Consider the following 26,015-nt stretch of genomic DNA (forward strand, 5'->3'; position numbering starts at 1 on the left):
TTTCATCCTTTTTATCGTGAATGGCTGAACCATTGGTAATTTTCTTTCTGACACTGCATGATGCAGGCATCTTCTACAGGCTGGGAATAGTAATCCTTACGGACGGCAACGCCTTCGTAGCCCAGCTTGCGGTACAAGCCCTGGGCCGGTGCATTGGACTGGCGGACTTCCAGAAACATACTCGTACAGCCGTCCTGGAACAGGGCTTCCATAGCCGTGCGCAGGAGGGTCTCGCCATAACCGTGGCCCCGGGCGGACGGGTGGATGGCGATGTTGGCCAGCTGGCCTTCATCGGCGATGAGCCAGACGTCAGCGTACCCGAGGACCTGACCTGTTTCCCCTTCCAGGACGTAATACTTAGCGACAGGATTGTCCAGTTCCGCTGCCAGGGACTGATGGGACCAGGGCACGGAAAAGGAGGCCTCTTCGATGGCGATGATGGCCGGCAGATCTTCCCGGCCAGCCTGACGGACCGTTACCGGCATGATGCACCGCCGTGGCGTTTTTCCCAGAGCACTTCGGCTTCACTACGGCGCAGGTACGACGGCGTCAAGGTCATGCAGTCGTCGTAGTCACCGGCAGCAAAGCGGACATTGGCCGCCAGGGCTACGCTGCCGGCGCGGGGAATGACCATCGTCGGCGGCGCCATGCGGAACAAGGGACTGCGCCCTTCGATGTCCTTACGCCCTTTGAGGGAGCCGTCGCCGCAGAAGACGACGGGCTGACCTTCCTGTTCCAGCGTATCCAGGACTTCCGTCCGCGGGGCGATATAGATTTCTTTTTCCGTCGTCAGCGTCGTCCGGTCCCAGCGATAGACGCCGGCATAGACGTTGCCTTTCTGGGCGTCGATGAGGGTACAGATACGGTCGGAGACGCCGACGAAATTCCAGGCCAGGCTGACTGGGGTCGTCACGCCAACAATGGGGACGTTCCAGGCAAAGGACAGGCCTTTGGCTGTGGCCAGGCCGATGCGCAGGCCCGTAAAGGAACCGGGGCCGACGGCTACGGCGACGCCGTCGATCTGGCTTTTCTTGACCGACGCCTTGTCGAGCATGTCGGCAATGTGGGGCATGAGCTGTTCCGAATGGGTCAGCCGTGCCTGGATAGTGAGTTCGGCCCGCAGCGTGTCTTCATGGAGTAAGGCGACACTCGATACGAGGCTCGATGTTTCAATGGCTAAGAGCATATTTTTTTACCTCATTTTCTACAGCCTTCCAGCGGCTGCCGCGGAAATCAAAATGAAACAGCCGGTCTGTAGGACTCGTCTTTTCGATAGTGACAATGGCGGCATCATCAGGCAGGCGGTCTGGGAATTTTTCCGACCATTCGATGACGGTCACACCGCTTTCGAGATAGTCGTCGAATCCCAGGTCATCTAATTCATATTCTTCTTCCAGCCGATAAAAATCGAAATGCTGGAGAGGAATGGTATTTTCATAATAATTCAGAATGGTGAACGTCGGGCTGACGACGACATCGTCGATGCCCATGCCCTGGGCAATGCCCTGGACGAAATGGGTCTTGCCGGCACCGAGGTCACCGCGCAAGGCCAGGACATCACCGTCGCTGAGGACCGGACCCAGGGCTTTGCCTAAGGCTATCGTTCCGGCTTCTGAATGGGTAGCTACATCAAAGGTCATAATTTTCTCCTTTTAAAAATGGGTCCAGCCCGTCGGCGGCAGGACCTGTTCTCCCCCATCGTGGCGGAGCAGGACCCGGCCCGGTCCCGGACGGACGGTCCCGATGGCGGTCACGGCCGGATAATCGGCCTGCAGGGCCTGGAAATCAGCGGGGGCCATGGTGAAGACCAGTTCATAGTCTTCGCCGCCGTTGAAGACGAATTTCCAGATATCCTTGCCCGATGACGCCGCCCAGGCTTTTAGCCCGTCACTCGTCGGCACCTTATCCCGGTCGATGACCAGTTCGACACCGCTGGCCTTGGCGATTTCATTGGACTCGCTGGCCAAACCATCGCTGATGTCGTTCAAGCTATGGCAATGATGCTGTACCAATAACCGGCCCAAGGAAATCTGCGGTTCCGGGTACTGGTGGGCTTTCTTCAAAGCTTCATAACCGTCCTGCCCAGCCAGGAGCACATCCAGGCCACCGGCAGAATCGCCGATCGTATGGGATACGGCAATGACATCGCCAGCCTGGGCGCCGCTGCGCAGCAGGGCTTTCCCGGCTTCGATTTCGCCAAAGGCGGCCACGGTGATGACGACGCCTTCTTTAGACATGACCGTATCGCCGCCGAGGATATTGACCTCATAGGCCCGGCAGATATCCTTGATGCCGCGATACATTTCAACGACGTCGTCGACTTCCATCTGCGGCGCCAACGCCGTCGACAAGACGATATGCGTCGGTACGGCCCCCATGGCTGCGATGTCGCTGAGGTTCGAAGCGACGGCTTTAAAGCCGACATCATGCCAGGTTGCCGTCTGGCCGACGATGAAATGGCTGTTCTGGACCATCGTATCGATGACAGCGACCTGCTGCCAGCCTGGCGTCGTCGTATAGACGGCACCGTCATCTCCGATGCCGACGACGACGTTCTCTTTATGGTAGAGCGTATCCGCTTTGATGGCATCGATGAATCCAAATTCACCGATATCTGAAATTTTCATGATCGAGCCTCCGCAACGTTATTCTTCATAAGCGACATGGTTGTCTTCGCACCATTTCTTGGCAATCTTGCGAAATTCCATGCGCTGGAAAGTATACCAGAACTGGACCAGGCCCATGTCCTTCAATTCCCGTTCCAACTGGGTTACGGTCTTGCCGGCTTCGATGGACTGCTGGAAGGCGGCCCGCTGCTTGGGGTCCTTCATCATGGGGACGAAGCCCTTGATCATTTCCGGCAGGTCCAGGTCGGCCTGGGTCGGCAGCTTGATATAGGCATCGGGATGGGCCGTCACTTCGTTTTCCGCCTTGTCATCTCCGGGGATTTCCGTGACCAGGGCCATATGGCCGTCATTTTTATTCAAATAAAATTTAAGATACGGGTTGTTCAATTCAAAAGCTTTCAATAGCTCTTCGATTTGGACTGTCATAGCTTACACTTCCTTTTCACAATTTGCGATGACTCTATTATAGCATGGATAGGGCCGCGCCTAAAGTAGGCGTGAGTTTGAAGTTGAAAGTTTGATGTTTGATGTGGATGGGATAAAATTTAAAAGCCATCGCATCCAACATCATACATCAAACCTCAAACACAACAAAAAAGCTCACGCATTTTGCGTGAGCTTTTTCCTATGGTGACCCGGTAGGGATTCGAACCCTAGACCTACTGATTCGTAGTCAGTCACTCTATCCAGCTGAGCTACCGAGTCATGTGGGAATGAAGGTGGACCTTCATTCCATTTTTTCTGGCAGGGGCAGAAGGAATCGAACCCTCAACCAATGGTTTTGGAGACCACTACTCTACCAGTTGAGCTATACCCCTACAAAAATCAGCGGCTTCCTATCCTCCCAGGGGGCCTCCCCCCAAGTACTTTCGGCGTTTGCGGGCTTAACTGCTGTGTTCGGCATGGGAACAGGTGGATCCCCGCAGCTATCGCCACTGAATTATATTGTTCAGGATGTTCGTATCCTGACAACTGCATAAAAATGTTTTTCTTAACGGGTCGCCCACATGGCGACCCCTACCATTCGGTAGGATTCTCTGCTTAAGTCAAGTCCTCGGTCTATTAGTACCGGTCCGCTCCGTACATCGCTGTACTTCCACTCCCGGCCTATCAACCACATCGTCTTTGTGGGACCTTACTTGTTAAAACAATGAGAAACCTCATCTCTAGGCTGGTTTCACGCTTAGATGCTTTCAGCGTTTATCCGTCCCCGACGTAGCTACCCAGCTGCACGGCTGGCGCCATGACTGGTACACCATTGGTCGGTCCACTCCGGTCCTCTCGTACTAGGAGCAGCCCCTTTCAAGTTTCTTACGCCCGCGATGGATAGGGACCGAACTGTCTCACGACGTTCTGAACCCAGCTCGCGTACCACTTTAATGGGCGAACAGCCCAACCCTTGGGACCTACTTCAGCCCCAGGATGTGATGAGCCGACATCGAGGTGCCAAACCTCCCCGTCGATATGGACTCTTGGGAGAGATAAGCCTGTTATCCCCAGGGTAGCTTTTATCCGTTGAGCGATGGCAATTCCACTCTCTACCACCGGATCACTAAGCCCGACTTTCGTCCCTGCTCGACCTGTCCGTCTCGCAGTCAAGCTCCCTTCTGCCTTTGCACTCTTCGCGCGGTTTCCGTCCGCGCTGAGGGAACCTTTGGGCGCCTCCGTTACTCTTTCGGAGGCGACCGCCCCAGTCAAACTGCCCGCCTGAGACTGTCCGCAAGCTCGTTACGCTTCTCGTTAGAATTCCAATAAAACAAGGTTGGTATCCCACCAATGGCTCCGTGAATACTGGCGTACTCACTTCTCAGCCTCCCAACTATCCTGTACATCTCTTACCGGAATCCAATCTCAGGTTACAGTAAAGCTCCATGGGGTCTTTCTGTCCAGTCGCGGGTAACCTGCATCTTCACAGGTACTTCAATTTCACCGGGTCCCTCGTTGAGACAGTGCCCAAATCGTTACACCTTTCGTGCGGGTCGGAACTTACCCGACAAGGAATTTCGCTACCTTAGGACCGTTATAGTTACGGCCGCCGTTTACTGGGGCTTCAATTCACTGCTTCGCTTGCGCTAACACTTCCTCTTAACCTTCCAGCACCGGGCAGGTGTCAGCATCTATACATCAGCTTTCGCTTTAGCAGACGCCTGTGTTTGTGGTAAACAGTCGCTTGGGCCTCTCTTCTGCCACCCATCTCCGCTCCGTGCGCTTCTGCACTTCACGTACGCTGGGTTATCCTTTTCCCGAAGTTACGGATATATTTTGCCGAGTTCCTTAACGAGGGTTTTCCCGCGCACCTTAGAATTCTCATCCTGCCTACCTGTGTCGGTTTCGGTACGGGTGCCTGAGTCCTCACTAGAAGCTTTTCTCGACAGTTTAGTGCCAGCCCCTTCGCTTCTGTCTCCAGAAGCTCCCCATCGCATCTCGGCCTCTCGGGAAACGGATTTGCCTGTCTCCCAACCTACCTGCTTGGACGTGCTCTTCCAATCGCACGCGCGCCTTCCTTCCTGTGTCACTCCTTCGCTCAAACGGCCTCAGCCAGTACAGGAATTTCAACCTGTTGTCCATCTCCTACGCGTCTCCGCCTCGGATTAGGTCCCGACTTACCCTGGGACGACGATCGTTGCCCAGGAACCCTTAGGCTTTCGGTGGAAGGGATTCTCACCCTTCTTTTCGCTACTCATACCGGCATTCTCTCTTCCTGCCTGTCCACCTGTCCTTCCGGTCAGGCTTCTCCCATGCAGGAACGCTCCCCTACCCAATTGACTAATGTCAATTGCCAAAGCTTCGGTTCCGTACTTTAGCCCCGGACATCTTCGGCGCAGAGTCTCTCGACCAGTGAGCTATTACGCACTCTTTTAATGGTGGCTGCTTCTGAGCCAACATCCTGGTTGTTTTCGAAATTCCACATCCTTCGCCACTTAGTACGGCATTGGGGACCTTAGCTGTTGGTCTGGGCTGTTTCCCTCTTGACTATGGGCCTTATTACTCACAGTCTGACTCCCATGGATAAGTACAGCCATTCGCAGTTTGATTAGGTTCAGTAGCCGGATAGGCCCCTACCCCGTTCAGTGCTCTACCGCCTGTACTCTCGCCATGAGGCTAGCCCTAAAGCTATTTCGGGGAGAACCAGCTATCTCCACGTTCGATTGGCATTTCACCCCTACCCACATCTCATCCAAAAGCTTTTCAACGCTCACTGGTTCGGTCCTCCACACATTTTTACCTGTGCTTCAACCTGGACATGGGTAGATCACTGTGGTTTCGGGTCTACTCCAACTAACTATACGCCCTGTTCAGACTCGCTTTCGCTTCGGCTCCACGTTTTCCGCTTAACCTCGCTAGCTGAAGTAACTCGCCGGTTCATTCTTCAATAGGCACGCCGTCGCACCTATAAAGTGCTTCGACTGCTTGTAGACATACGGTTTCAGGTTCTCTTTCATTCCCCTCCCGGGGTTCTTTTCACCTTTCCCTCACGGTACTATGCGCTATCGGTCCATATCAGTGTTTCGCCTTGGAGGGTGGTCCCCCCAGCTTCCCACAGGGTTTCTCGTGTCCCGTGGTACTCTGGATCCTGCTCCATGCACTTGCTTACGCCTACGAGGCTCTCACTCTCTCTGGCTGAGCTTCCCAGCTCATTCTGCTTCACTCATGCATTTGATAGCAGTCCACAACCCCGGATTGGTTTCCCATCCCGGTTTGGGCTCTGCCCCGTTCGCTCGCCGCTACTAGGGGTATCTCTGTTGATTCCTTTTCCTCCGGCTACTTAGATGTTTCAGTTCACCGGGTGCCCTTCCTCATAGAGGATGACAGCACTACTGCTGCCGGGTTTCCCCATTCGGAGATCTGCGGGTCAAAGGTTACTTGCACCTCACCGCAGCTTATCGCAGCTTATCGCGTCCTTCTTCGGCTGATATGGCCAAGGCATCCGCCGTACGCCCTTACTTACTTGACTAATTTCTATAAACAAGAATTCAAGGTTCGTTAAGATCTCTTTTTAAAAAGAGGTATTTTCTAACATTTTTATGCAGTTGTCAAGGTACGATTGAGAGGATGGCCTCTCAAAACTGAACAATGAATGAATTACCAAAGTGCCGACTTCTTAGGTTTTCCCTAGAAAGGAGGTGATCCAGCCGCACCTTCCGATACGGCTACCTTGTTACGACTTCACCCCAATCATCGCCCCCACCTTCGACGGCTGGCTCCAAAAGGTTACCTCACCGGCTTCGGGTGTGAATGACTTTCGTGGTGTGACGGGCGGTGTGTACAAGGCCCGGGAACGTATTCACCGCAGTATGCTGACCTGCGATTACTAGCGATTCCTGCTTCATGCAGGCGAGTTGCAGCCTGCAATCCGAACTGGGACTCTGTTTTTGGGGTTTGCTCCGGATCGCTCCTTCGCTTCCCTCTATTAAGAGCCATTGTAGTACGTGTGTAGCCCAAGCCATAAGGGGCATGATGACTTGACGTCATCCCCGCCTTCCTCCGCATTGTCTGCGGCAGTCTCTCCTGAGTCCCCGGCCGAACCGCTGGTAACAGAAGATAGGGGTTGCGCTCGTTGCGGGACTTAACCCAACATCTCACGACACGAGCTGACGACAGCCGTGCACCACCTGTTTTCTTGTCCTCCGAAGAGGAACTGGATATCTCTATTCATAGCAATCAATGTCAAGGCTTGGTAAGGTTCTTCGCGTTGCGTCGAATTAAACCACATACTCCACCGCTTGTGCGGGCCCCCGTCAATTCCTTTGAGTTTCAGCCTTGCGGCCGTACTCCCCAGGCGGGATACTTATTGCGTTAACTCCGGCACAGAAGGGGTCGATACCTCCTACACCTAGTATCCATCGTTTACGGCCAGGACTACCGGGGTATCTAATCCCGTTTGCTCCCCTGGCTTTCGCGCCTCAGCGTCAGTTGTCGTCCAGAAAGCCGCTTTCGCCACTGGTGTTCCTCCTAATATCTACGCATTTCACCGCTACACTAGGAATTCCGCTTTCCTCTCCGATACTCTAGCATCGCAGTTTCGGTCCCCTCACGGGGTTAAGCCCCGCACTTTTAAGACCGACTTACGACGCCGCCTGCGCGCCCTTTACGCCCAATAATTCCGGACAACGCTTGCCACCTACGTATTACCGCGGCTGCTGGCACGTAGTTAGCCGTGGCTTTCTCTTACGGTACCGTCACTCGTAACGGGTATTGACCGCTACGCCATTCGTCCCGTATAACAGAACTTTACAACCCGAAGGCCGTCATCGTTCACGCGGCGTTGCTCCGTCAGACTTTCGTCCATTGCGGAAGATTCCCCACTGCTGCCTCCCGTAGGAGTCTGGGCCGTGTCTCAGTCCCAATGTGGCCGTTCATCCTCTCAGACCGGCTACTGATCGTCGCCTTGGTGGGCCGTTACCCCTCCAACTAGCTAATCAGACGCAAGCCCCTCCTTCAGCGAAAGCTCCGAAGAGCCTCCCTTTCTTCCCTCTGCCATGCGACAAAAAGAACGTATTCGGTATTAGCAGCCGTTTCCAGCTGTTGTCCCCATCTGAAGGGCAGGTTGCTTACGCGTTACTCACCCGTTTGCCACTCGAATCAATAAGAAGCAAGCTTCTCATCTCTTCTCGTTCGACTTGCATGTGTTAAGCACGCCGCCAGCGTTCGTCCTGAGCCAGGATCAAACTCTCCATGATATATGGAAGAGCTGTTTGGCTCTTGTTTATTGATTGGTATTACTCATTGTTTGACGTTCTATTGAAATAGAACCTCGCACTCTGGCGTTCATTCAGTTCATTGTTCAGTTTTCAAAGGTCATCGTTGTCGTCGTTTATCGCGGCGACTTGTATATCTTACCAAACTGTGAACACTTTGTCAAGAACTAATTTGAATCTTTTTTAATTCGTTTCGTCCGCTCCAGTACAGCTGGTTTCTATATAGTACCATCTTTCCCGACAAAAGTCAATGGTCATTTTTCAGAATTTCAAAATAACGATGGATATGGCAGGCCAGGAAGACCGTGAATCGCTGTTCCCAATCGTTCAGGTCATAAGGGATGAGTTTTTCCGCCTTATGGATGCGATAGGCTACGGTATTGCGATGGGTATAGAGTTGGGCCGCTGTTCCCTTCAGGCTGCCGTCATGGCAGAGGTAGGCTTCCAGCGTTTCATACAGGCTGGACTGGTGTCCTTCATCGTAAGCCAGTAAGGCTCCCAGGGCCCGGTCATGAAGGACGTGCAGCACCTGGTCATCGGGCTGGGAAAAGAAGAGGGCATAAGCGCCGAGGGCCCCAAAATAGCACCAGGACTGCTGGTGGAGGCGCCCCCAGATGAGGGCCTGCTGCCCCTGGCGGCAGCTGTCCGGCAGGGCTTTTAAGTCAGGTGCCGTCACTCCCTGCCCCGTCACCAGCTGTTCATGGCCTTTGAGCCAGGCAACGAGAGCTGCTGGCAGTTCTCCCTGCAGGAGCAGGACGACGGTGTCCTTATAAGGAAATATAAAGTACGGCTGACCCAAGCCATTGAGAAAGGACTTGCTATCGGCTAAAAAAGACGCATCGGCATCGGCGCCGGCCAGGACCAGGGCCGTATACGGCCCCTCTTCTTTCCATCCGGTCAAGGCCAGTTCCGTCAGGACCGACGAGCCCTGGACGCCGAAGAGAAATTCCTTCCAGGCCGTAATGGCCCGGTATTCTTCGCGGTGGGTCAAGAAGAGGGACGACAAGAAGGATTGGGTAATGTCTGCCAGCCGCACTTCCCAGGGCAGGGTAAACAACGGGAAAGCCGCCGCATCACAGCGGTCCTTCAAGGCGTCCGTAATGTCCGACGCCAGGAGATATTTCCCCGTATTGACCACGAGTCCTGCCGCATCGGCCGCCAGCAGGGCGTCGACGAAGGCCTCCAGCCAGTGCGGGTCGCCGTGGCTGGCCAGGCCCGTCGTAAAGATGAAGGCATGGGGCCGCAAGAAAGTACCATAGTCCGCATCTTCCATGACCTGGACCCAGGCGACGTCATGGCTCAGCCCCTGACGGCCGGCCAGGAGTTCCAGTTTATATTTGTTTTCATCCTGTTTATAAAGCCGATCGATGGATAGAGACATCGGTCATCCCCCCACTCTTCTTGTGCTGCCAGCACAGTATCTCTCTTTTAACTTTGGTTCCCCGGCTCATTGCCGTTTTTAATCATTAAACGTATAATTTACGTATCATTTAAGTTTATCTATGTAAATTCTTTAGTATCAGCAAATTAACCTAAGATTTTACATTCTAATTGTCATAAGGGGGAGACATTATGTTAAAAGATGAATTACCGAAAATCGTTACCCAGACGGTTCCCGGCCCGAAAGCCGCTGCCGTATTAGCCCGCCGCCGTCAGGCCATTCCCGATGCCATCGGCACCATCTATCCGACGGTCATCAAACGCGGTGAAGGCGCTATGTTCGAAGACGTGGACGGCAACTATTTCCTCGATTGGGTCGGTGGCGTCGGTGTCTTGAACATCGGTTATTCTCAGCCGGAAGTCGTCAAAGCCGTCCAGGACCAGGCCGGTAACTATTTCCACGCCATGGCCAATATCGTCACCCACGAAGGCTATGTTGCCTTAGCAGAAAAGCTCAATGCCATCGCTCCCGTCAAAGGCGATAAAAAGCGGTCATTCTTCATCAACAGCGGTGCCGAAGCCGACGAAAATGCCGTCAAAGTCGCTAAAGCCTATACGAAACGGCCGAATATCATCGTCTTCTCCGGCGCCTTCCACGGCCGCACGCTCATGACCATGGCTATGACGGCAAAAAAAGCCTACGCCCGCGGCATGGGGCCTTTCCCGGACGGCGTATACCGTGCTGAATTTCCTTATCTCTACCGCAAACCGGCAGGCCTGAGCGATGACGAAGCCCTGGAATTTTACATGGATTCCCTGAAGGAAGTCTTCATGTATTCCTCGCCGGCAGAATACGTCGCAGCCATCGTCGTCGAACCGCTCCAGGGTGAAGGCGGCTTCATCCCGGCTCCTATCCCCTGGATCAAAGCGCTGCGCAAAGTCTGCGACGACAACGGCATCCTGCTCATTGCCGACGAAGTCCAGACCGGCTGGTGCCGTACGGGCCGCATGCTGGCTACGAAATACTGGAAAGAAGCCGGCTGCCCGCCTGACATCATCGCTACGGCCAAATCCATCGGCGGCGGCGTTCCCCTCGGCGCCGTCGTAGCCCGCGAAGAAATCATGGAATCCGTCCCGGCCGGCGTCATCGGCGGTACCTTCGGCGGCAACGCCCTGGCCTGCGCTTCGGCTCTGAAAGTCATTGAAATCATGGAACGGGACCACTTGGCAGACCGGGCCCTGGAAATCGGCAAAAAAGTCTGTGCCCGCTATGAACAGTGGAAACAGAAATACGACGTCATCGGCGATTACCGCGGCTTAGGCGCTATGCTCGGCCTGGAATTTGTCCACGACAAAGCCGGCAAGGAACCCTATCCGGAACTGGTCACAGCCGTCATCAAGGAAGCTGCCCAGCACGGCCTGATCATGGAAAACTGCGGCATTTACGACAATGTCATCCGCTTCCTCTGCCCCCTCGTCGTCACCGACGCCCAGCTCGATGCCGGCCTGGACATCCTGGAACAGGCTATCCTTACCTGCACGAAATAATCAGTACTTCTCTCCCATGACATCGAGGGCGACCCTGGCCATGGCCTTGGCGCCCGTCAATGCCTGCATCTTGCCCAGGTCGCTGCCCGCGGCTTGGGCAAATTCTTTGGTATGGGCATTGATGTCGTAGCCGATGCAGATTTCCGGCTGGCTGACCCGCGTGACCTGGCTGACATTGCCTACGTCCGTCGAGCCTTCGGCATAATCGTCGTCGCGAACGCCAAATTCTTCATAGAGCTGATTGAAGGCGTCGGCAAAGTAAACGTCCATCTTAGGGTCATTGATCATATTTTTATAGAGCGGTTCATAATGGACCATTTCCACTTTCGCTCCGTGTGCGTCGGCGACGTCACGGGCGATTTTTTTTATGTCCGGCAGCATCTTGTCTTCCAGGTATTCCACCTTCAAGGCCCGGATAGTCGCTTTGAGGACGGCCCGGTCGGGGACGATGTTGGGAGCCGTCCCGCCTTCGGTGATGATGGCGCCGATGATATGGCGTTCGGTCAGGGTCTTTTCATAGGCTTTCAGGCGGCCGTAGAAATCGACGAGGGCGTCGAGGGCATTGACGCCGTGATAGGTGGCATCGGCCACGTGGGCTGCCTTGCCGAGGAAGGTGAACTGCAGGGGGTGCGTCGCATAAGACGTGCCGCCGATATACGTCTGATCCGTACCGGGATGGACGATGACCGCCGCTTCCAGGCCGTCGAAGACGCCGTGTTCGCTCATATAGACCTTGCTGCCCACCGTTTCTTCAGCCGGACAGCCGTAGACATGGACCGTCGCCTTCGTACCGGCCGCTTTGGCAAAGGCCAGGGCTGCGCCGACGCTCATGGCCGCGATGAGGTTGTGGCCGCAGCCATGGCCGATTTCCGGCAGGGCATCGTATTCGGCCAAAAAGCCCATCTGGAACGGACCGTTGCCGCAGACAGCGTGAAAGGCCGTCGGAAAGGCATCGGCGACGGGATTGTCGATGGCAAAGCCGTGGTCCTGCAAGATTTTTTTCAGCGTCGTCGAAGCGAAGACTTCGTTCATGCCCGTTTCCGGGTGGTCGTGAAGGGCGTCGGCAATGCCATAGATGACCGGCTTCAATTCATCCACATAGTGGCAGGCCTGGTCTTTCAATTCTTTATATTCCATGGAATCCTCTCCTATTCAAATTACAGTAAAGTAAAGCGCACGCCGTCCAGCCGGGCTTCGAGGCCGGCCCTCTGCCCCAGGGGCAGCCAGGCGTTGTCGGCACCGTGGCCGAAAGGCAGGTCCATGACAGCCGGCTTGCCCCATTTCTTGGCATAAGCCCGCAGGACTTCTTTGACGGTCCATTCGTAAGGGGCCTTTTCTTCGGGGCCGCAGTGATAAAATTCGCCAAAGGCAATGGCCCGGACGCGGTCGATGAGGCCCGCTTCCTCGAACTGGCAGAGCATGCGGTCTAGCGCATAGGCATCTTCACCGACTTCTTCCAGGCAGAGGATGGCCCCGGCCGGCGGGTCGATGGCATAGGGCGTGCCCATGAGGACGGACAGGAGCATCATATTACCCCCGACCAGGGGACCCGTGACGGCACCGGGAACGAGCGTTTTCGGGGAACAATCCGGCGGCAAGGGCAATTCCCGCGCTTCATAGGGGTGCTGCAGGCCATAGGCGAACTGTTCTTTCGTATATTCCGAAGCATCGCGTCCGAGGGACATGACCATCGTCCCGTGGATGGGACAGAAGCCGCAGCGCTGGAGGAAGGCCGTATGCAGGGCCGTAATGTCGCTGAAACCGACGAACAGTTTCGGGTGCGCCGCAATGAGGTCATAGTCCAAAAGCGGCAGGATGCGCGTCGCGCCGTAGCCGCCGCGCAGGCAGACGATGGCCTTGACGGTGTCGTCGGCAAAGGCGTCGTTGATATCGGCGGCCCGCAGCCTGTCGGGGCCGGCCAGATAGCCGTCAAAGGCGGATACGGATTTCCCGATTTTCAATTCATAGCCGAGAGAGCGCAGAAAGACGAGGCCCTTGGTCACATCGGCGCCGGCCAGGGTCGAAGACGGGGCGACGACGGCGATAGTGTCGCCAGGCTGTAAGGGGACTGCATAGGTATACTCCATAAGGCTACTTCCTTTCTGTTTCATCGATATAGGCTTTCTTGAAGTCGACCAGTCCCAGCGGCGACCAGTGATAGCCTTTGATGTACGGCTGGACTACATAGGGCTGCGTCGTGTAATACAAAGGGATGATGACGCAGTCATCGAAAAGCATCTGCTCGGCTTCATGGAGATAGGCCATGCGCTGGGCTTCGTCGTTGCTGGCTTTCGCCTTGGCAATGAGGGCGTTGTACGCCGGATTGTGATACTGGGCGTCATTTTCCTCATCGGCAAAGACGTCGAGGAAGGTCATTGGGTCGATGTAGTCGGCGATCCACGAAGCCCGGGCCAGCTGATAGTCGCCTTGGGCACGAGTGGCCATGAAGACTTTCGATTCCTGGTTGGTGATATGGACGTCGACGCCGAGATTTTCTTTCCACATGGCCTGCAACGCTTCGGCGACGGCCTTGTGCATTTCATTGGTGTTGAAGAGGAGCGTCACTTCCGGCAGAGGATGCGAGTCGTCGTAACCGGCTTCTTTCAAGAACTGCCGGGCTTTAGCCGGGTCCTCGCTGATGAGGCTGCCCCCTTCCTTACGGAAATCGCGGCCTGTGGCCTTATTCTTCAGTCCCGGCGGGACCCAGGCATAAGCCGCTTCCTTTTCGCCGCGGACGATGTACTTCATCAGGCTTTCCCGCTGGACGGCCAGGGCAAAGGCTTTGCGGACGCGGACGTCGTCAAAGGGCTTTTTCTGGACATTGAAGACGTAATAATAGGCACCGAGATAAGGGGCGATCTTATAGAGGCCCAGCTTTTCCAGCCGTTCCTGGTCAGCCGGCGGCGGTTCGACAGTCATATTGGCCTGATTGCTTTCGACCAGGGTCAGGCGTGTCGCCTGGGAGTCACTGATGGGGAAGTCGATGTGGTCCAGGATGACCGAATCGGCATCCCAATAGCGGTCGTTCTTGACCAGCTTGATTTCGCTGGAATGGTTCCAGGATACGATTTTATAAGGGCCATTGCAGATCATGCCGTCGGCATCGGCAGCCCACGTATTGGGCTTGGCTTCGACGAGCTGGCGCGGCACGGGATAATAACAGTGGAAAGCCGTCAGGTTGAGAAAATATGGCGTCGGTTCTTTCAGATGGACGACCAGGGTCTGGTCATCGACGGCTTTGACGCCGACTTCATCGGCTGAGGCTTTCTTGTTGAAATAGTCTTCGGCCTTGTCGATGCAAAAGAGCATATAGGCATTTTCCGAAGCCACGTCAGGATCGACGACGCGCTTCCAGGAATATTCCAGGTCGCCTGCCGTAATCGGCGTGCCATCGCTCCATTCGATGCCTGGACGCAGGTGGAAGGTATAGGTCTTGCCATCGGGTGAAATGTCCCAGCTTTCGGCCAGGGCCGGCTGAGGGACATCGTCATCATCGAGGCGGGTCAGGCCTTCAAAAATCTGCAATTCCGTATTGCTTTCGACGAGAGCCGTCGTCATGGCCGGGTCCAGCCGCGACGGTTCCGCTTCCAGGACATAGCTGACCGTATCGGGATGCTGGATGCCGCAGCCACTGAACAGGACGACCACCAGCAGACAGGTCAGGAGCAAGCATAACTTTTTCATCGTCTGCCTCCTCTCGCATGGTGACAGGCGACGAAGCGGTCGTCTGTGACCTGACGGAAATGAGGCACATCAAGGCGGCAGACTTCATCGGCATAGGGACAGCGCGGATGGAAGACGCAGCCTTTCGGCAAATCAAGGGGGCTCGGTACTTCGCCGCAGACAATGGTCCGGCGCTGGTAATGCGGGTCCGGCCGGGGTACAGAGGCGATGAGCATCTGCGTATAGGGATGGAGCGGGTCGTGAAAGACAGCGTCGCCCGGCCCCAGTTCGACGAGGCGCCCTAAATACATGACGCCCATGCGGCGGCTCATGTGATGGACCATGGCCAGGTCGTGGGCGATGAACAAATAGGACAGGCCCCGTTCCTGCTGCAAGCGCTGCATCATGTTGACGATCTGGACCTGGACGGATACGTCGAGGGCCGAAATGGGTTCATCACAAAAGACACATTCCGGATCGACGGCCAGAGCCCGGGCAATGCCGATGCGCTGGCGCTGGCCGCCGCTGAACTCATGGGGATAACGCTGAGCCGCTTCAGGCCGCATGTCGACTTGTTTCAGTAAGGACGCCACGCGCTGGCGCCGCTGGCCGTCATCGGCACAGAGGTGATAGTTGCGCAAAGGCTCGCTGATGATATCTTCGACGGTCATGCGCGGGTCCAGCGAAGCATAGGGGTCCTGGAAAATCATCTGGACATGGCGGCGATAATCGCGGCCGACGGCGGCGTCAGAGACATCTTTCCCCTTATAAGAAATAGTGCCGCCCGTCTTGGCGTATAAGCCCAGCAAAGTCCGGGCGAAGGTCGACTTGCCGCAGCCCGATTCGCCGACGAGGCCGACCGTCTCCCCTTCGCCGATGGTCAGGGACAAATCGTGGACGGCGGTCAGGACCTTTTTCGGCCGGCCCAGCCAGTCCCGCTGGACGACGAAATCCTTGCTAATATGTTTTGCTTCAATGAGGGTCATGGCAATGCCTCCTTTGCCGCTGCGGCCTGGGCCAGCCAGCACCGGTAGTAATGGCCCGGCCCGGCTTCTTCCCGCGGCGGGGCCGCTTCCATGCAGGCTTTCATGGCCCGGGGGCAGCGCGGATAGAAGCGGCAGCCCTGGGGCATGTGGAATAAGTCCGGTGCCTGGCCGGGAATCCCGGTCAGGGCCTTGTCTTTCTGGGATGGATCCGGCAGAGACGCCAAGAGGCCCTTCGTATAGGGATGGGCCGGACGATAAAAGATATCGTCTGCCGTCCCCTCTTCGACGACGACGCCGGCATACATGACGTAAATGCGGCGGCACATCTGGGCGATGACGCCGAGATTATGGGAGATGAGGACGACGGCCATGCCCAATTCGGCCTGGAGGCGCTTGAGGACATCCAGGACCTGGGCTTCGGTCGTCACGTCGAGGGCCGTCGTCGGTTCGTCAGCAAAGAGGAGCCGCGGCGAACAGGACAGAGCCATGGCGATGAGACAGCGCTGGCGCATGCCGCCCGATAATTCATGGGGATACTGGTGGAGCCGCTTTTCCGGCGACGTCAGGCCGACGGCTTTGAGCAGTTCCAGGGCCTTGGCCTGGCAGGCTTTGCGCCCCAGGTGCTGGTGCAGGGCAATGCCCTCGCAGAGCTGGGTCCCGATGGTCAGGACGGGATTGAGCGACGTCATGGGGTCCTGGAAGATCATGGCCATGTCGCGGCCGCGCAGGTGGTTCATCTTCTGTTCCGACAAGGGGATGACGTCGCGGCCATCCCAGAGAATCTGGCCGCTCGTATATTCCGTCGCTTCTGCCGGCAGCAATTTCATGGCCGCCTGGGATGTGACGGATTTGCCGCAGCCCGACTCGCCGACGATGCCGACGGTTTCGCCGGGATTGACTGTGAGCGACACGTCATGGATGGCTTCCAGCAGGCCCCGGTAGGTATGGAAAAAAATGGTTAAATGGCGAACCTCTAAGAGTGCTTGCATCAGCGTCCCTCCTTCTGATTCTGCGGATCCAAGGCGTCGCGCAGGCCGTCGCCGAGGAACATGAAGCCCAGCATGGTAATGCACAGGGCCAGGGCCGGAAAGACGAGCTGGAACGGGAAGGAACGCATACTGTTGATACCTTCAGACGCCAGGACACCCCAGCTGGCCATGGGCGCCGAGACGCCGAGGCCGATGAAGCTCAAAAAGGCTTCCGTAAAAATGGCATCGGGAATGGACAAGGTCAGGGTGACGATGATCGGCCCGACGCAGTTGGGGATCATGTGGCGGCAGAGGATGTGCCACGTCGACGTCCCGCAGGACCGGGCGGCCATGACGTATTCCTGCTGCTTCAGGCTGAGAATCTGGCCGCGGACGATGCGGGCCATGTTGAGCCAGTAGGCAATGCCCAAGGCCAGGTAGATATTGAGCAGGCCCGGTTTAAAGACGACCATGAGCAAGATGACATAGAGCAGCATGGGAATGGAATAGAGGATATCGACAATGTGCATCATGATCTGGTCCGTCCGACCGCCAGCCAGGCCGGCAATGCCGCCGTAGATGACGCCGATGAAGACGTTGATCAAGCTGGCCACGAGGCCGATGGACAAGGAAATGCGGGCGCCATAGAGGACGCGGACCAGGAGATCCCGGCCCAACGAATCGGTGCCGAACCAATGGGCAGCCGACGGCCAGGCATTGGCAGCCGTCAAATCCTGGTCGGCATAGGTATACGGTGCCAGCCAGGGACCGGCAATGGCCAGGATGCTCATGATGACGACGATGGCCAGGCCCCATAAAGCCAGGCGGTTCTTCTTCATCTGCCGCCAGCCCCGGTCGCGCAGGGTCTGCGGCGGTACATACGGTTCCGTCCGGTCCGCAGCCGTAAGCGGTGTAAAATCCATCATCATCCCTCCTTCTTTCCATCTATGGTAATCCGCGGGTCCAAGAGCGGATAAATGACATCGATGAGCAGATTCATCATCATAATGAGGAAACTGTAAAAAATCGTAATGCCCAAAATGACCGTATAGTCGCGGTTATAGATACTGGTGACGAAGTGGCGCCCCAGGCCGGGAATGGCAAAGATCGTCTCGACGATGAAGCTCCCCGTCAAGAGAGCCGCCGCCAAAGGGCCGATGTAGCTGACGACGGGCAGCAGGGCGTTGCGCAAAGCATGGCGGCAGATGAGGGACCGCGTGCCGATGCCCCGCGACCGGGCCGTGCGGATATAGTCCTGTCCCAGGGCATCGAGCAGGCTCGACCGGGTCAGGCGCATGATGAAGGCCGTCGGCTGGGCTGCCAGGGCCAGGGCCGGCAGGATGACGTAAGCCGGCCCCTTCCACAACGCCGCCGGCAGGATGGGCCAGGTAAAGGCGAAGAGCTGGATGAGGACGGCCGCCAGGATGAAACTGGGTACGGAGACGCCCAGCGTGGCGCCGATCATCATGGCATAGTCTATCCAGGTATTCTTGTACCAGGCCGCCGCCATGCCGGCCAGGACGCCGGCGCCGATGGCCAGGAGCAGGCTGATAATCCCCAGCTGAGCCGACACGGGGAAGGTTTCGGCAATGATATCGTTGACGGTCTTGCCGGGATACTTATAAGACGGGCCCAAATCGAGGACGGCCGCATGGCGGACGTAGTCGACATACTGGGACCACAAGGGTTCGTCGAGGTGATATCGGGCTTCGACGGTCGCCATGACGGCCGGCGGCAGCTTTTTTTCCTGGGTAAAGGGACCGCCCGGGATGGCGTGCATGAGGCCAAAGGTAATGGTAATGATCGCCCATAAGACGACACAGGCGCCGAGGAGGCGCTTTGCAAGGTAAATGGCCAATTCAGGTTCCTTCCTTTCCAACATAGATACTATTCATTATAAGGCTCCCCTTCTGTCATGACAAGTTGTAATCCCTAAAAAGGCGGCGTATAATAAGAAGTTAGCACGTTAACAATGAACACGAGAAAGGTGATCGATGTGAACTGGAAATTCTGTTTAGCCATTCTAACCTGCAATGTCATCTTCATGTCTTCGAGCTATACCATGCTCATCCCCTTCCTGCCCATGTATCTGACCCGGGAATTAGGCGTCGATGCCGCTTCCGTCAATATCTGGTCAGGCGTCGTCTTTTCATCGACCTTCCTGGTCAGCGCCGTCATGGCACCTATCTGGGGGCGCATGGCCGACCGGCGGGGCAAGCGGCTCATGGCCATCCGGGCCAGCCTGCTCTTATCGATCAGCTACTTCCTCGGCGGCATCGTCACGTCGCCGCTGCAGCTGACCTTCATGCGCATGTTCCAGGGCTTCGCCTCGGGCCTGTGGCCGATGGAACTGGCCATCATGACCATTTATGCGCCGCCGAAGAAACTGGGCATCTGCCTGGGCATCATGCAGGGCGCCCTGACGGCAGGCGGCATCATCGGCCCCCTCTTCGGCGGTATCCTGGCCGAAGTCTTCGGCATGCGCATGTCCTTCTTCCTGGCCGCAGCCGCCCTGTTCCTGAACTTCATCGTCCTGGTCTTCTTCATCAAGGAACCGCCGACGGATACAGCCGGCGCAGACAGCGCCGCCGACAGCGAAGGGGATAAGGTCAGTCTCTGGAAGATTCCCGTCATCCGCCTGATGCTGGTCAGTGCCGCCCTGGTCCAGGTCGTCATCCTCATCGTCCAGCCCATCTTGACGACGTACATTTCCCACCTGGCCGGCGACTTGGACAACCTGGTCTTCATTTCCGGCCTCATCTTCTCGATGAGCGGTTTTTCCAGCGCCATCACGGCGCCGCTGTGGGGCCGCTTCGGCCAGCATCACGGCTTCGTCAAGGCCCTGCGATTGTCCCTGGTCCTGGCGGGGATTTTCTTCTTCGTCCAGGCCCTCCCGGACACGCTGTACACCTTTGCCGCCAGCCAGTTCGCCATCGGCCTCTTCTTCTCCGGTATCTATCCGTCGATCAACGCCATTTTAGCCGAAAAGACCAGTGCCAGCATCAAAGGCCGCGTCTTCGGCCTCATGTTCTCAGCCCAGCAGATCGGCGCCATGGGCGGTCCCATCCTGGGCGGCGTCATCGCCACCTTCCTGGGCATGAAATACGTCTTCTTGGCCGCCGGCGCCCTGCTGCTCTTCATCAGCCTCGCCGTCCAGCGCAAAGCCCGCCAGCTCCACGAAGCCTAGGACGGGCTCAGCCCCGCGTGCCGCGGTTATGGGTGTAATTGGGCAGTAGCTTCGGCGACAAGATATCGTCGTGTATCCCAGCTGCTTCCCGTTCCTGGTCAAAACGGCGGACGTGGTCGAGGGTCCCCTTGCCGGGCTGGGCCGTCTGGCTGTAAGAAGCCGCTTCCATGCCGGCAATGCGGCCGAAGACGATGATGTCCAGGAGGCTGTTGCCCATGAGGCGGTTCGTCCCGTGGATGCCGCCGACATCCTCGCCAGCTGCATAGAGGCCGGGGATCTTCGTTTCACTCTTGGCACCGATGCAGATACCGCCGTTCTGGTAGTGCAGGGTCGGATAGACCAGGATAGGCTGCTTGCGGATATCGATGCCGAATTTTTCGTACATGTGGATCATGGCCGGCAGGCGTTTTTCCATGGTCCCTTCGCCATTGATGAGGTCGACCATGGGCGTATCGAGCCAGACAGCCGGACCGTGGAGGGCGTAGATGCCCTTGTCCCGTTCCTGACATTCGCGGATGATGGCTGCCGCTACGACATCACGCGTTTCCAAGGGATGGAGGAAGGCTTCGCCGTTCTTATTGACCAGCATGGCTCCCAGGGAGCGGACCTTTTCCGTCACCAAGGCCCCGTAGATCTGCGGCGGGTAAGCCGCCCCGGTCGGATGATACTGGATGGCATCGGCATAGATGAGGGGCACGCCGGCGCGATAGGCCATGACCAGGCCGTCTGCCGTCGAGCCGTAGTGGTTGGACGTGGGGAAGCCCTGATAATGGAGGCGCCCGGCACCGCCCGTGGCTATGATGACGCTCTTGGCCCGGACGACGTGGTATTCGTGCGTATCGAAGTCGTAGAGGACGGCACCGGCCGCCTGCCCTTCCCCATCGAGGAGGAGTTCGACAGCCGGCGAATATTCGACGACGTCGACACCAGCATTGCGCACTTCATCGCGGAGGACGCGCATGATTTCGGCACCGGTATAGTCGCCGCAGGCATGCATGCGCTTGCGCGACGTGCCGCCGCCGTGGGTCGTGACCATGGAGCCGTCGCTGTCCTTGTCAAAGAGGACACCCAGCGAACTGAGCCAGTGGATGGCTTCCGGCCCGTGGAGGACGAGTTCGGCCAAGAGTTCCGGTTTATTCTTATAATGACCTCCGCCAATGGCATCGAGATAATGGGCCGCCGGCGAATCGTTTTCTTTGTCCGCCGCCTGGATGCCGCCTTCAGCCATGCCCGTATTGGCATCGCCCAGGCGCAGTTTCGTCGCCATGAGGACCCGGGCGCCGTGGCGGGCCGCTTCGATAGCCGCCGCGGCACCGGCACCGCCGCCGCCGATGACCAGGACGTCCGTCTCGAACTGGATGTGGTCCAGGTCGACATCGGCCGTATCCATGCGGCTCTTGCCCTGCAGGAGGGCTGCCAGTTCTTTCGGCACTTTATCGCCTTTGTTCGGGCCCGCCGTGAGGACGGCAAAACCTTCTTCATGGTAATCCGGGTGGTACTGGCGCAGGAGTTCCCCCTTTTCTTCAGCCGTGAAGCGCGGCAATTCTTCAGACAAACGGATATTCCGCGTAGCTTCGACCCGCGCCTGGGAAGCCCGCATTTCTTCTGTATAGATCATAGTGTCCCCCTATTTCTCGATATCCCGCGATTCATACAAGCGGTGCAATTCGGCGTCATCGGCTTCCATCAGATGCCGGACGTCGGCTGCGAACTGGCCTTCCTCGATGGCCTGGACGCGCTGTTCCAGATGCTTGCTCTTCTTGGCGATGTACTTGCCCATGAGGCGCCGCGCCAGGAGGCCGACGGCACCGTGACTGATCTTGGCCGGACAGCTGGCCGCACAGATATTGCAGCAGACACAGCGGAAGGATTCCTTGGCACAGCCGGCATAGTCACCGCGCTGGGCCAGGGCGATGTATTTCATGACCTGGATGCCTTGAGGGCAGTTCCGCGTACAGGCATTGCAATGGATGCAGTTGTAGATTTCCGGATAGAGCTGGCCGACGACGTTGCCGGCAACGGGCAGGTCTTCCATATCGTAATCCCGCTTCTTGATGGGGAACGATTCCAGGCGGCCGACGCACATGCCGTCTTCGACTTTCGTCTGACAGGCCAGGGCCGAATGGGTCTCCGTCTGGCCCTGCAGGCGGTAGACGACGGCACAGGCCCCGCAGAACCCGCTGCGGCAGCCGCAGCCCCGGACGAGGCGGAAGCCGGAATATTCCATGGCCCGCATGATCGTCAGATCTTCAGGGACCGAAAATTTCTTGCCTAATAAATAGACCGTTACCATTTTCATGATGAGAAAACTCCTTTGTGAATGAATGGCAAAAGGGCTTGTCGTACACGACAAGCCCTTTTTAAGTTTGACGTTGAAAGTATGATGTTTGATGTAGAAGGGGCTAATTTAAAACCATCACTTCAAACATCAAACATCATACTTCAAACATTATTCCAGTACTTCCAACAGGCAGTCGCCACTGATGATGGCCTGGCCTTTGGTAGCATAGATTTCGCCGACTGTACCGTCGATAGGAGACGTAATGGTCGTTTCCATCTTCATGGCTTCCGTAACGACTAACGGTTCGCCTTTCTTGACTTTCTGGCCCTTGGTGACCAGGACTTTGACGACAGAGCCGGACAAGGTAGCCCCGATATCGCCGGCTTTGTCCGGATCGGCCTTGCGGCGGGTGACGGTCTTCATGTCGACGCTCTTGTCCTGGACCTGGATTTCACGTTCGGCGCCGTTGAACATGAAGGTAATGGTGCGGACGCCGCTGTCATCAGGATCACTGATGTTGATGAGGGTGATGATGAGGTCCTTCCCTTCTTCGATTTCAACGTGGACTTCTTCGTTTTTCTTCATGCCGAAGAAGAACGTCGGCGTATCGAGAACGCTGACATCGCCGTATTTCTTGACCGTTTCGTTGAAGTCCTTGAAGACTTTCGGATACTGGCAGTAGGCGTTGATGTCTTCATCTTCGTGCTTATAGCCGGCATCGGTCAGTTTCTGGCGGATCGCTTCGAAATCGACAGGAGGCAGGCTCTTGCCCGGGCGTTCCGTCAAGGGTTTCTTGCCTTTCAGGACGATCTTCTGGAGTTTTTCCGGGAAGCCCTGGTAAGGAATACCGATGCGGCCTTCGAAAAATTCGACGACGGACTGCGGGAAGTCGAGGACGTCGCCTTTATCGTAAACGTCCTGTTCGGTCAGGTTGTTCTGAACCATGAACAAGGCCATGTCGCCGACGACTTTCGACGACGGCGTAACTTTGATGATGTCGCCGAACATCATGCTGACCGTGTGGTACATCTTCTTGATTTCATTCCAGCGGTCACCGAGGCCGACGGCTTTCGCCTGCTGGCGCAGGTTGGAGAACTGGCCGCCCGGCATTTCATGCTGGTAGACTTCCGTATTCGGATAAGCATCGGCTTTGTCGACGCCTTTGTAGTACGGACGGACCGTAGCCCAGTAACGGGATAGTTCTTCCATGGCATCGACGTCGAGGTCCGGCTGGCGGTCCTTGCCGCTCAAGGCGTAGTACAAGGTGCTCATGCTCGGCTGGCTCGTGCCGCCGGCAAAAGCGGAATAAGCGACGTCGACGATGTCGACACCGGCGTCGATAGCGCGGTTATACGTGTAGATGGCATTGCCCGAACCGTCATGGGTATGGAGATGGATTGGCAGGTCGACGGCATCTTTCAAGGCCGATACCAAGCGGTATGCCGCTTCCGGTTTCAAGAGGCCGGCCATATCCTTGATGGCGATGATGTTGGCGCCGGCGTTCTGCAATTCTTTCGCCATGTTGACGTAGTATTTCAAATCGTATTTATCCCGGGACGGGTCGAGGATATCACCCGTGTAGCACAGGGCGACTTCGGCCAGTTTGTTGTTTTCCCGGACGGCCTGGATGGTGCCGTACATGTTGTCCAAGCTGTTGAGGCTGTCGAAGACGCGGAAGACGTCGATGCCGTTCTTAGCCGACAAGTCGATGAAGTTCTTGACGACGTTGTCGGGATAGCTCGTATAGCCGACGGCATTGGCGCCGCGGACGAGCATCTGCAAGAGGATGTTCGGCGCTTTCTTGCGCATCTGGCGCAGGCGGACCCAAGGGTCTTCATAGAGGAAGCGATAAGCTACGTCGAAGGTAGCGCCGCCCCAACATTCATAGGAGAAGAGATTCGGAAGTTTCTTGGAAGCCGTTTCCAGGACGCGGAGCATATCGATGGAACGGACGCGCGTAGCGAACAGGGACTGATGGGCGTCGCGCATGGTCGTATCGGTGAAGAAGACCTTCGGCTGTTCCTTGATCCACTGGGAGAATTTTTCCGGTCCCATGGCATCGAATTTCTGTTTCGTCCCGTCCGGATAAGCGCCTTCGACAGGTGTCGGCAGTTCCAAGGCTTCAAAAGCCGGTTTATCCTGATGGCCGGCGTCGGCATAGCCATTGATGGTCGTATCGCCGATATATTTGAGGAGCTTCGTGCCACGGTCCTGGACGACGGGCAGGTTGAACAGTTCCGGATGGTCATCGATGAAGTTGACGTTGTACGTACCAGCGATAAATTCCGGACTCTTGAGGACGTTGATCAAGAAGCCGATGTTGGTCTTGACGCCGCGGATACGGAATTCCTTGAGGACGCGGAGCATCTTTTGGGCTGCTTCTTTATGGGTCAGGCCATAAGTCGTCGTCTTGACCAGCAGCGAATCGTAGTACGGCGTGATGATGGCGCCGGTATAGGCATTGCCGCTGTCGAGGCGGACGCCGAAGCCGCCGCCGCTGCGGTATACCATGATCTTGCCCGAATCAGGCATGAAGTTGTTCATCGGGTCTTCTGTCGTGATACGGCACTGGATGGCATCGCCCAGGCAGCGGACGTCGTCCTGGGATTTGATGCCGATTTCATCGCTGTCCAGGGCATAGCCTTCAGCGACTTTGATCTGGGTCTGTACGATGTCGATGCCCGTAATCATTTCCGTGACGGTATGTTCGACCTGTACGCGCGGGTTGACTTCGATGAAGTAAAATTCACCGTCCGGCGTGACCAGAAATTCGACAGTACCGGCATTGACGTAATGGACGTTCTTCATCAATTTCAAGGCTGCGTTGCAGATCTTCTGGCGCAATTCGACAGGCAGGGCCGAAGCCGGAGCCGTTTCGACGACTTTCTGGTGACGGCGCTGGATGGAGCAGTCGCGTTCAAAGAGGTGGATGACATTGCCGTGTTCGTCGCCCATGATCTGGACTTCGACGTGTTTCGGATTGACGATGCATTTTTCCAAATAAATTTCATCGCTGCCAAAAGCCAGTTTGGCTTCCGATTTAGCACGGTCGTAGGCATCGCGGAGATCAGCCATGCGGTCGACCATACGCATACCGCGGCCACCGCCGCCGTTGACAGCTTTCAGCATGATCGGGAAGCCGACCTGTTTGGCAAATTTTTCGACTTCTGCATAGTTCATGACCGGGCCGTCGCTGCCGGGGATGTACTGGATACCGGCCTTCTTCGCCTGGATGCGGGCATTGATCTTATCGCCGAACATGATGAGGTGTTCGACTTTAGGACCGATGAAGATAATGCCTTCTTCTTCACAGCGTTTGGCCAGGTCCGCATTTTCAGACAAGAAGCCGTAGCCCGGATGGATGGCATCGACGTCATGTTCATGAGCAATGCGGATAATATCTTCAATATCTAAATATGCATCTACCGGTTTTTTGCCTTCACCGACGAGATACGATTCATCTGCACGGAAACGGTGCAGGGACAGCGAATCTTCTTTGGAATAAATAGCTACGGTACGGATTCCCAGTTCATTACAAGCCCGGAAAACACGAATAGCGATTTCTCCGCGGTTGGCAACTAAAACCGAACGAATTTTTTTCATGAAAATACCCTCCTGCTTAGAAAAATTAAGTCAAGACCGGTAAACGCACAGATGTCCACTCCCATACATTCAC

18 protein-coding genes, 2 tRNA genes and 3 rRNA genes are annotated in these 26,015 nt (G+C 56.4%); 2 read left to right on the forward strand and 21 right to left on the reverse strand.

The window, feature by feature from the left end; all coding sequences use genetic code 11:
* Positions 1 to 11 precede the first annotated feature (11 nt).
* From rimI to C6362_RS01330, 11 genes are all read right to left on the reverse strand, one after another.
* Positions 12 to 485, reverse strand: coding sequence for a ribosomal protein S18-alanine N-acetyltransferase (gene rimI, locus C6362_RS01280; RefSeq protein WP_014016219.1), 474 nt, complete (start codon positions 483 to 485; stop codon positions 12 to 14).
* On the reverse strand, positions 476 to 1,186 hold the full coding sequence (gene tsaB, locus C6362_RS01285; protein ID WP_014016218.1) for a tRNA (adenosine(37)-N6)-threonylcarbamoyltransferase complex dimerization subunit type 1 TsaB: 711 nt from the start codon (positions 1,184 to 1,186) through the stop codon (positions 476 to 478). Before tsaB ends, rimI begins: the two co-directional genes overlap by 10 nt.
* Positions 1,170 to 1,640, reverse strand: coding sequence for a bifunctional tRNA (adenosine(37)-N6)-threonylcarbamoyltransferase complex ATPase subunit type 1 TsaE/phosphotransferase (locus C6362_RS01290; protein ID WP_014016217.1), 471 nt, complete (start codon positions 1,638 to 1,640; stop codon positions 1,170 to 1,172). The genes tsaB and C6362_RS01290 overlap by 17 nt, the downstream gene beginning before the upstream one ends.
* Positions 1,641 to 1,652: 12 nt before the next feature.
* Positions 1,653 to 2,627 carry a thiamine-phosphate kinase gene (gene thiL / locus C6362_RS01295; protein WP_014016216.1) on the reverse strand — a complete coding sequence of 325 codons (975 nt, stop codon included), beginning with the start codon at positions 2,625 to 2,627 and terminating at the stop codon, positions 1,653 to 1,655.
* Positions 2,628 to 2,645: 18 nt separating this feature from the next.
* Positions 2,646 to 3,053 (reverse strand): UPF0158 family protein, encoded by a 408-nt coding sequence (locus tag C6362_RS01300; RefSeq protein WP_014016215.1) that lies wholly within the window; start codon positions 3,051 to 3,053, stop codon positions 2,646 to 2,648.
* A 202-nt stretch (positions 3,054 to 3,255) separates the two neighbouring features.
* A tRNA-Arg gene (locus C6362_RS01305) sits at positions 3,256 to 3,332 on the reverse strand.
* Positions 3,333 to 3,369: 37 nt separating this feature from the next.
* A tRNA-Trp gene (locus C6362_RS01310) sits at positions 3,370 to 3,445 on the reverse strand.
* Positions 3,446 to 3,450: 5 nt separating this feature from the next.
* Positions 3,451 to 3,567, reverse strand: a 5S ribosomal RNA gene (gene rrf, locus C6362_RS01315).
* Positions 3,568 to 3,669: 102 nt separating this feature from the next.
* A 23S ribosomal RNA gene (locus C6362_RS01320) occupies positions 3,670 to 6,582 on the reverse strand.
* 162 nt (positions 6,583 to 6,744) lie between these two features.
* Positions 6,745 to 8,308, reverse strand: a 16S ribosomal RNA gene (locus C6362_RS01325).
* The 16S, 23S and 5S rRNA genes sit together here with 2 tRNA genes alongside, the layout of an rRNA operon.
* Positions 8,309 to 8,573: 265 nt before the next feature.
* A complete protein-coding gene (locus C6362_RS01330) occupies positions 8,574 to 9,707 on the reverse strand; it encodes a PucR family transcriptional regulator (RefSeq protein ID WP_014014971.1) in 1,134 nt (377 codons plus the stop codon).
* A 191-nt stretch (positions 9,708 to 9,898) separates the two neighbouring features.
* On the opposite strand from C6362_RS01330, the gene C6362_RS01335 reads away from it, so the two are divergent.
* On the forward strand, positions 9,899 to 11,254 hold the full coding sequence (locus tag C6362_RS01335) for an aspartate aminotransferase family protein (RefSeq protein ID WP_014014972.1): 1,356 nt from the start codon (positions 9,899 to 9,901) through the stop codon (positions 11,252 to 11,254).
* Here C6362_RS01335 and C6362_RS01340 read toward each other — a convergent pair whose 3' ends face one another.
* From C6362_RS01340 to C6362_RS01370, 7 genes are read right to left on the reverse strand one after another with little or no spacing between them, the layout of a single operon-like run.
* Complete coding sequence (locus tag C6362_RS01340) at positions 11,255 to 12,391, reverse strand: amidohydrolase (RefSeq protein WP_014014973.1); 1,137 nt, start codon at positions 12,389 to 12,391, stop codon at positions 11,255 to 11,257.
* Positions 12,392 to 12,411: 20 nt separating this feature from the next.
* Positions 12,412 to 13,341, reverse strand: coding sequence for a S66 peptidase family protein (locus C6362_RS01345; protein WP_014014974.1), 930 nt, complete (start codon positions 13,339 to 13,341; stop codon positions 12,412 to 12,414).
* A gap of 4 nt (positions 13,342 to 13,345) precedes the next feature.
* Positions 13,346 to 14,938 carry a peptide ABC transporter substrate-binding protein gene (locus C6362_RS01350; protein ID WP_014014975.1) on the reverse strand — a complete coding sequence of 531 codons (1,593 nt, stop codon included), beginning with the start codon at positions 14,936 to 14,938 and terminating at the stop codon, positions 13,346 to 13,348.
* Entirely contained in the window at positions 14,935 to 15,903 is a 969-nt protein-coding gene (locus C6362_RS01355; RefSeq protein ID WP_014014976.1) for an ABC transporter ATP-binding protein, read from the reverse strand. The genes C6362_RS01350 and C6362_RS01355 overlap by 4 nt, the downstream gene beginning before the upstream one ends.
* Positions 15,900 to 16,892 carry an ABC transporter ATP-binding protein gene (locus tag C6362_RS01360; RefSeq protein WP_014014977.1) on the reverse strand — a complete coding sequence of 331 codons (993 nt, stop codon included), beginning with the start codon at positions 16,890 to 16,892 and terminating at the stop codon, positions 15,900 to 15,902. The genes C6362_RS01355 and C6362_RS01360 overlap by 4 nt, the downstream gene beginning before the upstream one ends.
* Positions 16,892 to 17,794, reverse strand: coding sequence for an ABC transporter permease (locus C6362_RS01365; protein ID WP_014014978.1), 903 nt, complete (start codon positions 17,792 to 17,794; stop codon positions 16,892 to 16,894). Before C6362_RS01365 ends, C6362_RS01360 begins: the two co-directional genes overlap by 1 nt.
* Positions 17,795 to 17,796: 2 nt before the next feature.
* The gene (locus tag C6362_RS01370) at positions 17,797 to 18,729 is read right to left on the reverse strand and encodes an ABC transporter permease (RefSeq protein WP_014014979.1); all 933 of its coding nucleotides are present in this window, start codon (positions 18,727 to 18,729) and stop codon (positions 17,797 to 17,799) included.
* A 114-nt stretch (positions 18,730 to 18,843) separates the two neighbouring features.
* On the opposite strand from C6362_RS01370, the gene C6362_RS01375 reads away from it, so the two are divergent.
* Positions 18,844 to 20,058, forward strand: coding sequence for an MFS transporter (locus tag C6362_RS01375; protein WP_014014980.1), 1,215 nt, complete (start codon positions 18,844 to 18,846; stop codon positions 20,056 to 20,058).
* Positions 20,059 to 20,065: 7 nt separating this feature from the next.
* Here the strand turns inward: C6362_RS01375 and C6362_RS01380 are convergent, their stop codons facing one another.
* The 3 genes from C6362_RS01380 to C6362_RS01390 form a co-directional block, all read right to left on the reverse strand.
* Positions 20,066 to 21,676, reverse strand: a complete 1,611-nt coding sequence (locus C6362_RS01380) for an FAD-dependent oxidoreductase (protein WP_014014981.1) — start codon at positions 21,674 to 21,676, stop codon at positions 20,066 to 20,068.
* A gap of 9 nt (positions 21,677 to 21,685) precedes the next feature.
* Positions 21,686 to 22,357 (reverse strand): 2Fe-2S iron-sulfur cluster-binding protein, encoded by a 672-nt coding sequence (locus tag C6362_RS01385; RefSeq protein ID WP_014014982.1) that lies wholly within the window; start codon positions 22,355 to 22,357, stop codon positions 21,686 to 21,688.
* Between the two features lie 150 nt (positions 22,358 to 22,507).
* Entirely contained in the window at positions 22,508 to 25,942 is a 3,435-nt protein-coding gene (locus tag C6362_RS01390) for a pyruvate carboxylase (RefSeq protein WP_014014983.1), read from the reverse strand.
* Positions 25,943 to 26,015: the final 73 nt, after the last annotated feature.

It is taken from the genome of Megasphaera elsdenii DSM 20460 (assembly GCF_003010495.1).
In the GTDB taxonomy this organism is placed as follows: Bacteria; Bacillota; Negativicutes; order Veillonellales; family Megasphaeraceae; genus Megasphaera; species Megasphaera elsdenii.